Annotated in this window: 11 protein-coding genes and 1 pseudogene; 7 read left to right on the top strand and 5 right to left on the bottom strand. The window is 36.3% G+C overall.

Annotated elements, in window-relative coordinates; all coding sequences use genetic code 11:
* Positions 1-147: 147 nt before the first annotated feature.
* Together GO593_RS06385 and GO593_RS06380 are read right to left on the bottom strand one after the other, a co-directional pair.
* Complete coding sequence (locus tag GO593_RS06385) at positions 148-705, bottom strand: peptidylprolyl isomerase (protein WP_001985167.1); 558 nt, start codon at positions 703-705, stop codon at positions 148-150.
* Positions 706-848: 143 nt separating this feature from the next.
* Positions 849-1,919 (bottom strand): alpha/beta hydrolase, encoded by a 1,071-nt coding sequence (locus GO593_RS06380; RefSeq protein WP_000123590.1) that lies wholly within the window; start codon positions 1,917-1,919, stop codon positions 849-851.
* 210 nt (positions 1,920-2,129) lie between these two features.
* Between GO593_RS06380 and GO593_RS06375 the strand changes: the two genes are divergently transcribed.
* The gene (locus GO593_RS06375; RefSeq protein ID WP_001274776.1) at positions 2,130-2,456 is read left to right on the top strand and encodes a hypothetical protein; all 327 of its coding nucleotides are present in this window, start codon (positions 2,130-2,132) and stop codon (positions 2,454-2,456) included.
* A 173-nt stretch (positions 2,457-2,629) separates the two neighbouring features.
* On the opposite strand, the gene GO593_RS06370 is transcribed toward GO593_RS06375, so the two are convergent.
* Together GO593_RS06370 and GO593_RS06365 are read right to left on the bottom strand one after the other, a co-directional pair.
* A complete protein-coding gene (locus GO593_RS06370) occupies positions 2,630-2,860 on the bottom strand; it encodes a hypothetical protein (protein ID WP_000733015.1) in 231 nt (76 codons plus the stop codon).
* A 391-nt stretch (positions 2,861-3,251) separates the two neighbouring features.
* A complete protein-coding gene (locus GO593_RS06365; protein ID WP_000765229.1) occupies positions 3,252-4,118 on the bottom strand; it encodes an MBL fold metallo-hydrolase in 867 nt (288 codons plus the stop codon).
* A 107-nt stretch (positions 4,119-4,225) separates the two neighbouring features.
* Here GO593_RS06365 and GO593_RS06360 point away from each other — a divergent pair.
* The 6 genes and pseudogenes from GO593_RS06360 to GO593_RS06335 all read left to right on the top strand — a co-directional run bounded on the left by GO593_RS06360 (position 4,226) and on the right by GO593_RS06335 (position 10,759).
* A pseudogene (locus GO593_RS06360) lies at positions 4,226-5,154 on the top strand (LysR family transcriptional regulator).
* 128 nt (positions 5,155-5,282) lie between these two features.
* Entirely contained in the window at positions 5,283-5,837 is a 555-nt protein-coding gene (gene grpE / locus GO593_RS06355) for a nucleotide exchange factor GrpE (protein ID WP_001262789.1), read from the top strand.
* A 153-nt stretch (positions 5,838-5,990) separates the two neighbouring features.
* On the top strand, positions 5,991-7,931 hold the full coding sequence (gene dnaK / locus GO593_RS06350) for a molecular chaperone DnaK (RefSeq protein WP_001062605.1): 1,941 nt from the start codon (positions 5,991-5,993) through the stop codon (positions 7,929-7,931).
* Positions 7,932-8,261: 330 nt separating this feature from the next.
* Positions 8,262-9,179, top strand: coding sequence for a matrixin family metalloprotease (locus GO593_RS06345; RefSeq protein ID WP_000714210.1), 918 nt, complete (start codon positions 8,262-8,264; stop codon positions 9,177-9,179).
* Positions 9,180-9,260: 81 nt separating this feature from the next.
* Complete coding sequence (locus tag GO593_RS06340) at positions 9,261-10,271, top strand: M57 family metalloprotease (RefSeq protein WP_001237494.1); 1,011 nt, start codon at positions 9,261-9,263, stop codon at positions 10,269-10,271.
* 101 nt (positions 10,272-10,372) lie between these two features.
* Positions 10,373-10,759 carry a hypothetical protein gene (locus GO593_RS06335; RefSeq protein ID WP_001985173.1) on the top strand — a complete coding sequence of 129 codons (387 nt, stop codon included), beginning with the start codon at positions 10,373-10,375 and terminating at the stop codon, positions 10,757-10,759.
* Between the two features lie 49 nt (positions 10,760-10,808).
* Here the strand turns inward: GO593_RS06335 and GO593_RS06330 are convergent, their stop codons facing one another.
* A complete protein-coding gene (locus tag GO593_RS06330) occupies positions 10,809-12,101 on the bottom strand; it encodes a lytic murein transglycosylase (protein WP_001252442.1) in 1,293 nt (430 codons plus the stop codon).
* Positions 12,102-12,270: the final 169 nt, after the last annotated feature.

The raw sequence follows: 12,270 nt of genomic DNA, 5'->3' as shown, positions 1-12,270 counted from the left end.
TATTCTCGTGTATCGCGTCGGGATGAGTGCATTATAGGGAAAAAAAACCGGTACGCAAGCACTTTTATAAATATGCGCGCTCGACCGGTTCTTTTTCAGCCAAATAAAATCTTAAAAATAATTAAATAACTGATTTATATGGTTAATTTATTTTTGAGAATTTTTGATTTTTATATCTACTATCTTTATAGGCTGTTTTGGTACGTTTTGATGCATGCCATAGTTTGATGTAGGAGCCTGAACAATACGGTCAACTACATCCATTCCTTTGACCACTTTACCAAAAACGGCATATCCCAGATTTCCTGGTGAACGGTTAAGAAAGTTATTGTCTGCAACATTTATAAAAAACTGGCTAGTTGCTGAATCAGGATTTGTAGTACGGGCCATCGCCAAAGTACCTCGTGTATTTGCAATACCATTTCCTGCTTCGTTTTTAATAGGTGCTCGTGTTGTCTTTTCCTGCATGTTCACAGTCATTCCGCCACCTTGAGCCATAAATCCTGGAATGACACGGTGAAAGATGGTCTCTTTATAAAAACCAGATTTTATATAGCCTTTAAAGTTATTCACACTCATTGGTGCTTTATCATCGTATAACTCTATTTCGATGTTGCCTAAATTTGTTTGCATCTCAACTAAGGTATTCGCCCACACTGAGTGACTACTTACTCCTAAACACAACAACATCAGTAATTTTTTCATATTGCCCTACAACAACTTTATAAATAATTAACCGTTAAATCTAATCGCCTACGGCAAACAATTCTAGTGAGTATTTATTAATAGCTTTATATAGCTTTTATATTAATCCACGTTCCACGTGAAACATGGATTAATCAGCTTACTTAACTATTTTTATCCCAAAACTTTCTAAAGTTTTTACTAATTTCGATCGTATAACGTTTTGCTTTTCTAGAAATCGGAGTCAGGTTAATAAAGCCATGAGTCTGATCCGGAAATTCTTCATAATACATTTTCACGCCATTTTGTCTTAACTTATGACTATATATTTTAGCTTCATCATGTAAGACATCATGCCCCGCTGTAATCACAAAAGCGGGCGGGTTTTTCTTTAGATTGCCATAGGTAGGTGAAATTATTGGATCATCAAGTTCTACATTATGATGAGTTGCATAATATTGAGTGACATAGTCAATATCAGTATTTGTTAAGACTAGCCCTTCGTTATAAGCATAGAATGAAGGATGTCTGCTTTTGAAGTCGACTGTAGGATAAATCAATAATTGTGCCTGCGGAGCATAAGCTTTATTTACTGATCTTTGCGCCACGACAGTACTAATATTTCCGCCAGCGCTATCCCCTGCGACAGCAATTCTACTTTTTAATATTTTTAATTGTCTGCGGTTTTGATAAACCCAAGCTAATGCATCTTCACATGATTGAATTAAATGTTGTGGTGAAACTTCAGGTGCTAAAGGGTAGTCGATACTGAGTACTTGTACTTTTGCATATTTTGCTAATAAGCGACAAACCTCATCATGAGTATCTAAACCACCTACAACAAAACCACCTCCATGATAAAACACGATTAAGGGCAGTTTTTTATTAGGGGCAGGATGATAATGCCTAGCAAAGATAGTTCCGCTTTGTAGGGGTAAGCGAATATCTTCTACTAACTCAATATCAGTTGGTTTTTGGCGTATGGCCTGCATTTGTGCATCGAATGCTCTTCTTGATTCAATTGGGTCTGAACCAATAAATCCCACTCTCCCCTGTTTAATTTGCACAGCCATCATGCATTTCGTAAATGAATCGAGATCTGGATATTGATAAGAGTATCCTAAAATTTTAGCGAGAGACTCTTGAGCTAGTCGAGGTAACCTATCAAGTGCTCGAGCAGCAGGACCTTGCCCCTTATCTAGTAATGTTTGAATTTTTTGATTAAATGCTGTCATGCCTGTCTCCTTGAATCCCTCTTATCCTTCATATTTTCTACAGAATTCTTTGTTGTTTGACTATATTCGCATACAACTCATGCAATCAAGATACAAAGGTAAAAACCAATCTACGCTAATCTGATTTATAGCAAATGTCATTAACAAATCTGTCGTTTAAAACAGGACTTTTTTGCCAATTATTGTTAACAGACAAAAAGAGGTACTGCTATGTCAGCAAAACTAGTTGTTACTTTGTTAGCAACCAGTCTTTTAACTGTAGGCTGTGTTGCTTATACAGATGATCCTTATTATCGCGGTGGTTATGGTTACCATGATCATGACGACGATCGTTATGACCGTAACGATGGACGTCGATATAGTGAGTGGGAACGCAAACGTTGGGAAGAGCGTAAAAGATTATATGAACAACAACGCAAAGATATTCGCGAACAGGAAAAGGATCGTCGTGAATGGGAAAAACGACACCGTGAATGGGAGAAGAAACGCTTAGAAGACCGAGATCATGATCATAGAGATTATCGTCATGATGACTAAACATACTACTTCTATATAAAAAGCCCCAAAGCAATAAGTCTCTTGGGGCTTTTTTGAGGAATATAAATTCTCTCTAATTTATAGAAAAATGAGTAGCAGCTCATTTCATATATGTATCGGCATCTTGAACATATACGTTCTATAAACTCATATCTCTTATTTTTAGCAGCAAATTACTGAGCAGTTGCAGAACCTGAAACTGAACCAGAAGCGCCAGCATCAACTTGACCTGGTTGAGCTTGACCAGAAACACCTGCATCTACACCAACACCAGCTTGTACGCCAGATGGGCTAGCACTTGTTTGAGCAGAACCAGAAGCGTTTAAACCAGCTTCTGATGCACAACCAACAGCTGTAAATGCAACACCAGCAAGTACTACAGAGATAAGACCTAATTTTTTCATGATAGCTTTCCTTTCATTACGACAAACATTTAAATGCAAAGTTCATCTTCGCGCTGCCTATAATTCACAATTTTTTTTCTCAACGTGCGTATCATTGGTTGTCTTTTGTAGTAATAGCGGTACAAATTCTGCAATTTTTTATTAAAATTACTTTCTTAAATCAACTATATTATTTTATAAATGAAACTATAGATAAGCACTTGTTTAATTTTATCAATTTTTTATTTTTTCTCTAGTTGACAGATATATTCAAAATATTTCCCTTTATAGAAACACAATACAAGTTGCGTAGATTGTTACAGAGCTTTTTGACTTTTAAAATCGATTTCTCTGTAAAAAAGCCGTGAATTGTCACGGCTTTCTTGAAAGTTAATATGGCTTAAACATTAGATTATGGCCACTGCATTTCACCTTTTACCACTTTAGCGCCGAGCTCTAAGCTATCAACACTTTGAAGCGTTGGGTATTGCTTCTGCATGAGCTTGCTCAGCTCACTAGCATTTTTAGTTGCTTTAGCTGCTTTTTCATAACTATTTAAATAGTTAATTGAAAAGTTAACAGCATCTAGACCTTGTGGAGCTCCCTCAACCATATGAGCAGGTACAACAATTTTAGGTTGTAGTGCTTTGATGCTTTCTAAAGATTGAATGACTTCCACACGATCTTTGGTTTTAGGTGTATCTGCCATCCATAAATGAATACCTGAAGATACCGGAATACCCCCCACGACTGCTTTTGCAGAAGGAACCCATAAATAAGTAAGCTCTTTTTTACCTTTAATTTCGATTGACTCATTCTCAAGTTTTAAAGTTTTAGCAGTGTAAGCTTGAGGCACAATAATTTGGCTAGGTGCATTTGCACCCATTTGTGGCCCCCAATATTTAACTTTAAGCGCTTGAGTATCCTGAATATGCTTTACTGTTTCCGGCGTAGCAATGATCTGTACATTCGGGAAATACTGTTTAAATACATCTAAGCCGAAATAATAGTCCGGGTCGCCATAGCTTACGAAAATAGTTTTTAATGTTTTACCGCTATCGAGAATATTTGCAGCAATACGTAATGCTTCAGATTTTGAGAATTGTGCATTAACCAGTAAAACTTCTTTGTCGCCTTCTATTAAGGTTGAGGTGACACCAAAGTGCTCTGGTTTAGCCAGAAAACTCTGAATTTTCAGATCTTGAGCAAAAGCTGACTGAGCCATAGTTAATGCTGTAGCAGTAGCAAGTGCGGAAGCGGATAATTTAAATAATTTCATTAGGTATTCTCCTGTTTCATGAAGAACACTTTAAATTGCAATTTATGTAAGATAAACGCACTAAATTAAGATAAACTGTTGCATATATTGTAATAATAGCTAGACATATGGATACTTTAAAAGCCATTCAGGTCTTTGTTTCTATTGCACAACACGGTAATTTAACTAAAGCCGCAGAGCATCTTAATTATTCTCGTGCAATGGTTTCGCGTTATCTTGAGCACCTTGAACATACGTTCTCAACTCGACTATTTCAGAGAAATACCCGAAAAATATCTCTTACACCCGCAGGTGAAAAAGCCCTGCTCTACTGCGAAAATATTTTACAGCAGCAACAACTTTTACAAGAACTCGCAGCACCTGAACAACACAACGGTACAATCCGTTTTACATGCGGATTATTTCTATTTGAACTTGGGGTTGCGGAATGTATTCGGCAATTTAAGAGACAGCATCCTCATATTCAGTTTGATGTGTACCTGACTGAAAGCACGATGGATCTTATAGATGCACAAGTGGACTTGGCACTACGCATTACTCAAAAAGTCGCAGATGGTTTAATTGCACGGCCAGTTTGTCAAATCGAATCCGTTTTCTGTGCTCATCCTGATTATTTAAAACAGCACAGTCCCCTACTCCATCCTCGTCAACTCATTCAACATGAATGTATTGCACATCATAGCCAACATCAATTCTGGACACTTTTTGATAATGAGCAACAACCTCAGAACTATCCTCTAAATGTCACTTTTAAAAGTAATGATGTGAATGCACTTTACGATATGTGCTTACATGCACAGGGAGTCGCAATGTTGCCTACATTATTAGTTGAGAAAGATTTAAAAGAAAAACGCTTAAAAGCTTTATTTAAAAATTTTACGGCCCCCGAGTTAAGTTTGTCGGTCGTGTATGCTTCTAGACAACATTTACCCCGAATCACTCAAGAATTTATAGCTTTTATGATCGAAAATTTAGATTTTTACTTAAAACCGCAAAATTAAAAGCTTTAAATTGCCGTGTACGCTTGAATTTTTAGGCAATGCCCATACTTCATCCCTATTAATGAATTACAGCATATGCATGGCAGTTCAGGTTTTACACAGTAAATACTGATGCCAAAAAGGACTGTACATGTTTAAAAACCCATTTAAACGGAGATCATCAATGGCTAATGAGCAAAACGAGCAAGCTCAAGACATTCAAAATGAGCAAGTTGAGCAATCTAACGAGCAAACTCAGGCTGAAGGTGTAGAGCAAGCAAACGACGTTACCGTTGAATCTTTACAAGCGCAAATCACTAAACTAGAAGAAAATCTTAAGCTTGAAAAAGCTCGTACTGCCAATGCAGTTTACGAAGCACAAAAAAGTGTAGAGCGTATTCAGCGTGAGTCTGAGAAGCATAAAGAGACTGTGCTTGAGAAATTTGCAAAAGAATTGTTGGACTCTGTCGACAATTTAGAACGCGCAATTCAGGCAGCTGGCGATGAAGAAACGCCTGTACTTGAAGGTGTTAAGTTAACCTTAAAGTCACTTTTAACGACTCTTGAGAAATTTGGCGTTGTAGAAGCTGATACTCAAAATGGTTTCAACGCAGATTTACACCAAGCTGTTGGCATTGATCCAAATGCAAAAGCAAATGAAATCGGTACCGTTTTACAAAAAGGCTATACCTTAAATGGCCGCTTATTGCGCCCTGCTATGGTTATGGTTGGTCAATAAAATGAGCAAAAGCAAAGCATCTCTTTGCTAAAAGCCCAAGAATTTGAGAGTTTTTTGATTTTTTTTCATAAAAATGCTTGAAAAAAACCGATTGACTCTCATATCGAATAACAAGCAAAAACATTGCAACAGAATTTTAGAGGAACACACCAAATGGCAAAAATTATTGGTATTGACTTAGGTACTACCAACTCATGTGTTGCTGTACTTGAAGGCGATAAAGTAAAAGTAATCGAAAACGCAGAAGGCGCACGTACAACTCCATCGATCATTGCATATAAAGATGGCGAGATCTTAGTGGGCCAAAGCGCTAAGCGTCAGGCAGTAACAAACCCTAAAAATACATTATTCGCGATCAAGCGTTTAATTGGTCGTCGTTATGAAGATCAAGCAGTACAAAAAGACATCGGTCTTGTACCTTATAAAATCATCAAAGCAGACAACGGTGATGCTTGGGTTGAAGTAAACGATAAAAAACTAGCACCTCAACAGATCTCTGCTGAAATCTTGAAAAAGATGAAAAAAACTGCAGAAGATTATTTAGGTGAAACAGTAACTGAAGCGGTAATTACCGTTCCTGCTTACTTTAACGATGCTCAACGTCAAGCAACTAAAGATGCGGGTAAAATCGCTGGTTTAGATGTTAAACGTATCATTAACGAACCAACTGCTGCTGCACTTGCGTTCGGTATGGACAAAAAAGAAGGCGACCGTAAAGTTGCAGTTTACGACTTAGGTGGTGGTACATTTGACGTATCTATCATTGAAATCGCGGATCTTGATGGCGACCAACAAATTGAAGTGTTATCAACTAACGGTGATACTTTCCTTGGTGGTGAAGACTTCGATAACGCGTTAATTGAATACTTGGTTGAAGAATTCAAGAAAGAACAAAACGTAAACTTGAAAAACGATCCACTTGCGTTACAACGTTTGAAAGAAGCTGCTGAAAAAGCAAAAATCGAGCTTTCTTCTTCGAATGCAACTGAAATCAACCTTCCATACATCACTGCTGATGCGACTGGTCCTAAACACTTAGTGATCAACGTAACTCGTGCAAAACTTGAAGGTTTAGTTGCTGATTTAGTTGCTCGTACGATTGAACCTTGTAAGATTGCTCTTAAAGATGCTGGTCTTTCGACTTCTGACATCTCTGACGTCATCTTAGTTGGTGGTCAGTCTCGTATGCCACTTGTACAACAAAAAGTACAAGAATTCTTCGGTAGAGAGCCACGTAAAGACGTGAACCCTGACGAAGCAGTTGCAATCGGTGCTGCAATTCAAGGTGCTGTATTGTCTGGTGACAAGAACGACGTATTGCTTCTTGACGTAACACCATTAACTTTAGGTATTGAAACAATGGGTGGTGTATTAACACCAATCATTGAGAAAAACACGACGATTCCTGCGAAGAAATCACAAGTGTTCTCTACTGCTGCTGATAACCAACCAGCGGTAGATATTTCAGTTTACCAAGGTGAACGTAAGATGGCTCAACAAAACAAATTGTTGGGTAACTTCCAGTTAGGTGACATCCCACCTGCTCCACGTGGTGTGCCACAAATTGAAGTATCTTTCGATATTAACGCTGACGGTATCTTGAAAGTGTCTGCAAAAGACAAGAGCACTGGTAAAGAGCAATCGATCCAGATTAAGGCAAACTCAGGTTTATCTGATGCTGAAATCGAAGCGATGATTAAAGATGCAGAAGCAAATGCTGAAGAAGACCGTAAGTTTGAAGAACTTGCAAAAGCTCGTAACGAAGCTGATGCATTAATTTCAAGCTCAAACAAAGCTGTTAAAGATCTTGGTGACAAAGTAACTGAAGATGAAAAAACAGCGGTAAATACAGCAGTTTCTGAACTTGAAGCAGCAACAAAAGAAAATGATGTTGAAGCAATCAAAGCGAAAACTGAAGCTTTACAAAACATATTAATGCCGATCACTCAACGTGCTTATGAACAAGCGCAACAAGCTGGCGGTGCTGAAGGTTTCGACCCAAATGCATTCCAAGGTGGTGATGCTGGTCAACAAAAAGCAGACGATGGCGTTGTAGATGCTGAGTTCACTGAAGTAAAAGATGACAAAAAATAATTTGTCTCTTTAAAAAAGACCGCGCGAAAGCGCGGTTTTTTATTATTTACAAAAAGTAACAATAATATTTTTTATATATTTTCATAAACTTAATAGGCATAATAGTCAATTATAAAAATTAACTATTTATTATTTATAGATATTTTAAAAAATTAAAATCACTGTTATGAAATCCATTAATTTTTCCATTAATGCCAAACACATGTATTTATTTATTCTCTTTCTTTAGCAAGTTCACAAAACAATCGCTATCTCTGGTCATTTTTATCACTTTGACGAATAAGGATTACATCCTAACAATAAGAATTTATTTATATTTTTATTTTTGCCATGAAAAAATTTCTATGGTGGGAAATAAGTTTATACTTCAGTATAAGCTTACAGGTAGCTGCTTTTGCTCAAAGCAATTTATCAAATATTTCTTTTAATCAGCCTTTAAAATATAGGATTGATTATATAGATCCACGTTTTGAATTAACGAAAGAACAATTTATTCAAATTGGTAAAGAAGCAGCTGAAATTTGGCAAAAAGAAACTGGGAAAACCTATTTTATTTATGATTCTCAAGCAGAGCTTACTATTAATTTAGTATTGGACAACCAACAAGCTACTCAAAATGAAAGAAAAAATAGTATAAATGAGCTATTAAAGCAGCAGGAAGAATGGAGAGAGAAAAATAAAGCTATTCTTTTATTTAAACAACAAATTGATCAGGAAACTACTCTTTTGAATAAAGAAAAAGAGAATCTCAAGTATAAATTCGAACAATATCAAAAAGATGTATCTCTTTTTAATCAAGGAAACTATGGGCAATTTACTCAAAGCAGTTTAAACAAACGCCAAGCTGAGTTAAGCCAGCTTTCGTTAGAATTACAAACAAAGTTTTCTCAACACAGCAATAAAATAGAAATGCTTAATAGACAAATTAAGCAAATAAATCAACAACAAAACCTGCTTAATCAATCTATTGAGCAATTTAATTTGAGCACGACTTCTGGCTCAAAAACTTTTCATAAAGGCTTGTTTAGTCAAAACCAAATTCAGATTTATGGCTTTACTTCATTCGATGATTTGCGCCTAACACTTGCTCATGAGTTTGGACATGCATTAGGTTTAAAACACACCGATGATCCTAAATCTTTGATGTACCCTCTTTTAAGAGAGCAGGATATTCATAACTTCAAATTAACAAATTCAGATTTAGATCTATTGGCTACATTATATGGTTCAAATGACGAAAATCATTAAAACTAACTGATTAAATAAACTAAATAAAATAAAAACTATTCAATTTTTACTAAAAAATAATTTGGCATTTGGTAAAAAATAATGAGACTCAAGTCTCATTATTTTATCGAAATTGTATATTTTTTGATTGATTTTTCATTTTATATTCTTATAATACGTTTTTTTTCAAATCTCCCCCCTTTGATTATGCGTTTAACTTCTTTGTTATTAGGCATGGCCTTTGCTTTTTCTAATTTTCAGGCTAATGCTAATCTTGCGACTCCCCTACACACCCAAGTTCAGCAAAAAAATGTTCAACATTTGACATATAAAATTGCTGAAGTTGACCCTCGTTTTGGTTTAAGTCAAGAGCAATTGATCCAGATTACACAGCAAGCTGCTGATATTTGGAAAGAAGGTACAGGTAAAAATTACTTTACTTATGACCCAAATGCAAAGTTAGAAATTCGTCTTGTATACGATGACAGCCAAAATCGTTCAGCAGAGCGTCAAAAAATCGCTTCTCAGTTCAAACAAGACCAACAACGTGTAATTGATGAGCAACAACAAATTAAACAGTTGAAGCAAAATTTAAGTCAAACTCAATCGGATCTTGAAAATAAAAAACAGATCTTAAATGAGAAATTGAAGAATTTTGATCAACAGATGATGCAGTTTAAGGAAGGAAAATTAGCACCTGAATACACCGCAAAATCCCTTTCGAAAACTCAGAAAGATTTACAGAAACAGACAGTTGCTTTAAAGAAAGATATCGCTGCTTATAATCAGCAAGCTGCAGACTTAAATAAAAAGGTTACTCACTTTAACCAGATTAATGATGAATTCAATCAATCATTAAATCAGTTTAAGCAAAATGCCCAAGCTGATGTATTTAAGAAAGGTATTTATAACGGTAAACAAATCATGATCTATGAATATAGTTCTATTGATGATTTACGTTTAACAATTGCTCATGAATTAGGCCATGCACTTGGCTTAAAACATAGTGATCAACCGGGCGCTTTAATGTACTCAGTTCGAAAAGATAGCGATAAAAAAAGTAATATTTTAACTGATGCTGATCGTGATCTATTAAGCGCTTTACCTCAATAATTAGATACTGAACTCATACGATGTATCTATTTTATAAATAGATACATCGAAATTCATGTCAAAGTCATGTTATTGTGGTTGTAAGAGCCGTCTAAAATAGAATGGAGATCAAGATGAGTTATTATCATATCCTGATTGAAGTAAATGATCACATTAGTACGATTGAGCAAACTCGAGATATCGAACTATTTGATATTATTGAACTTAAACCTTATCTTCATTCTATTTTATTACCTTACTTCAATGAGCAAGAAATTGAGCTTGAAGATGAAAATATTGAATATAAAGATATTTTACATCTGGAAGTTAAGCAGACATTATTGCCTATCGAGCACCTAATTGAAGAAGAACAAAAGCAGCTACCAAGTGATACAGATGTCACAATTACTGCTTATGAAATCTTTAATGACCGTGATTTAAGCCAAGATGTCACCTCAGTTATTTTTGATATATTGGAAGCAGTTAAGCTAGATCAATCTATAGTTTAGTTGTTAAATAAAAAAGGTCTGCATATGCAGACCTTTTTTATTTAATATTTTATTGCATCATTTTTCGTGCTTGTTCTTGGCGGAATGCACGTAAAATTTGTTGCCCTGCCCGTCCTGTTGGATTTAAACCTAAACGGGTTTGCTCCTGACGAATAGCAACACGGGTTTTATCGCCAATCAATCCATCAACAGCACCAATATCATAACCACGATTAATCAAAAATTGCTGAATTTCACGACGCTCTGCACGTGAAGTACCAGGGTCATCAGTTGGCCAAGAGCTAACAAATGGACCTGCTCCTCTTAAGCGATCAGACAAATGTGCAATTGCAAGCCCGTAACTTTCCGCAGCGTTGTAACTATAAATAGCATCAAAATTCTTAAATACTAAAAATACTGGTCCACTTGGTCCTGCTGGAGCCATTAAACCGGCTGGCGTACTACCAGACAAAGGACCTTGTATTAGTGGCGAACCATCAATCCGTGTTACTCCTCGCGAACTCCAACTGCTTAATGGTTTTTTCGATCGTCGTCCTTCTCCATCAATTGACATGCCTGCTGGAATTTGAACTTCAAAACCCCAAGGCATACCCGTCTGCCAACCTGCTTTATTCAAGAAATTAGCCGTTGATGCCAATGCATCTGCAGTACTCGATACTAAATCGCGTCGGCCATCTCCATCAAAATCAACCGCTAAGCGTTCATAAGTTGATGGCATAAATTGAGTATGACCAAATGCTCCTGCCCATGAACCTTTAAGTTGATCTTCGGTTAAGTCACCACGCTGTAAAATACGCATTGTGGCAAAAAACTCGGTACGGAAATAACTTTGCCGGCGCCCTTCACAACTTAAAGTCCCAAGCGCTTGTAATAAAGGATATTTTCCAGAGATATCACCAAAATTACTTTCAACGCCCCATACTGCCACAATGGTTTCCGCAGGCACACCGTACACTTGAGAAGCACGATTTAAAACATCACGGTGTTGTGCAAGTTTTTGTTTTCCAAGTGCAACACGTTCTTCATCTACCAGACCAGACAAATAATCCCAAATCGGTGTCGAAAACTCTGGTTGGTAATTTAACTTATCAATCACCGAGTAATCTGGTGTTAAATTTTGCGTATAGCGATCATAAGTGCTACCTGAAACACCAGCAGCAATAGCCTGTGAACGTAAATTTGCCAAACAGCTCTGGAAATTATTATTAGGCGTATAAGTATCACTATTCGTTACTGGAACAGTCGCATTACTAGATATTGTAGAACCATTAATTACCAGCTCTGCTTGAGCCTGGGTCATCGCCAAAAATACAGACCCAACAATACAAGAAAAACGTCGCATATTATCCTAGTTCAATTTTTAAATTTAAATTTGTAAGTACCATACCATTATGGACTCAAATTTTTCAGAGAGAAATCGTAAATTTGAATTCATAATTACTTCTTTAAATTCATTTCCAGAGTTTTAAATTCAAATCTCCCCTCTATTTTTGAATTTAAAACTTTCCTCA

It is taken from the genome of Acinetobacter baumannii, assembly GCF_009759685.1.
Lineage (GTDB): Bacteria > Pseudomonadota > Gammaproteobacteria > Pseudomonadales > Moraxellaceae > Acinetobacter > Acinetobacter baumannii.
This window is presented reverse-complemented; position numbering and strand designations above follow the sequence as displayed.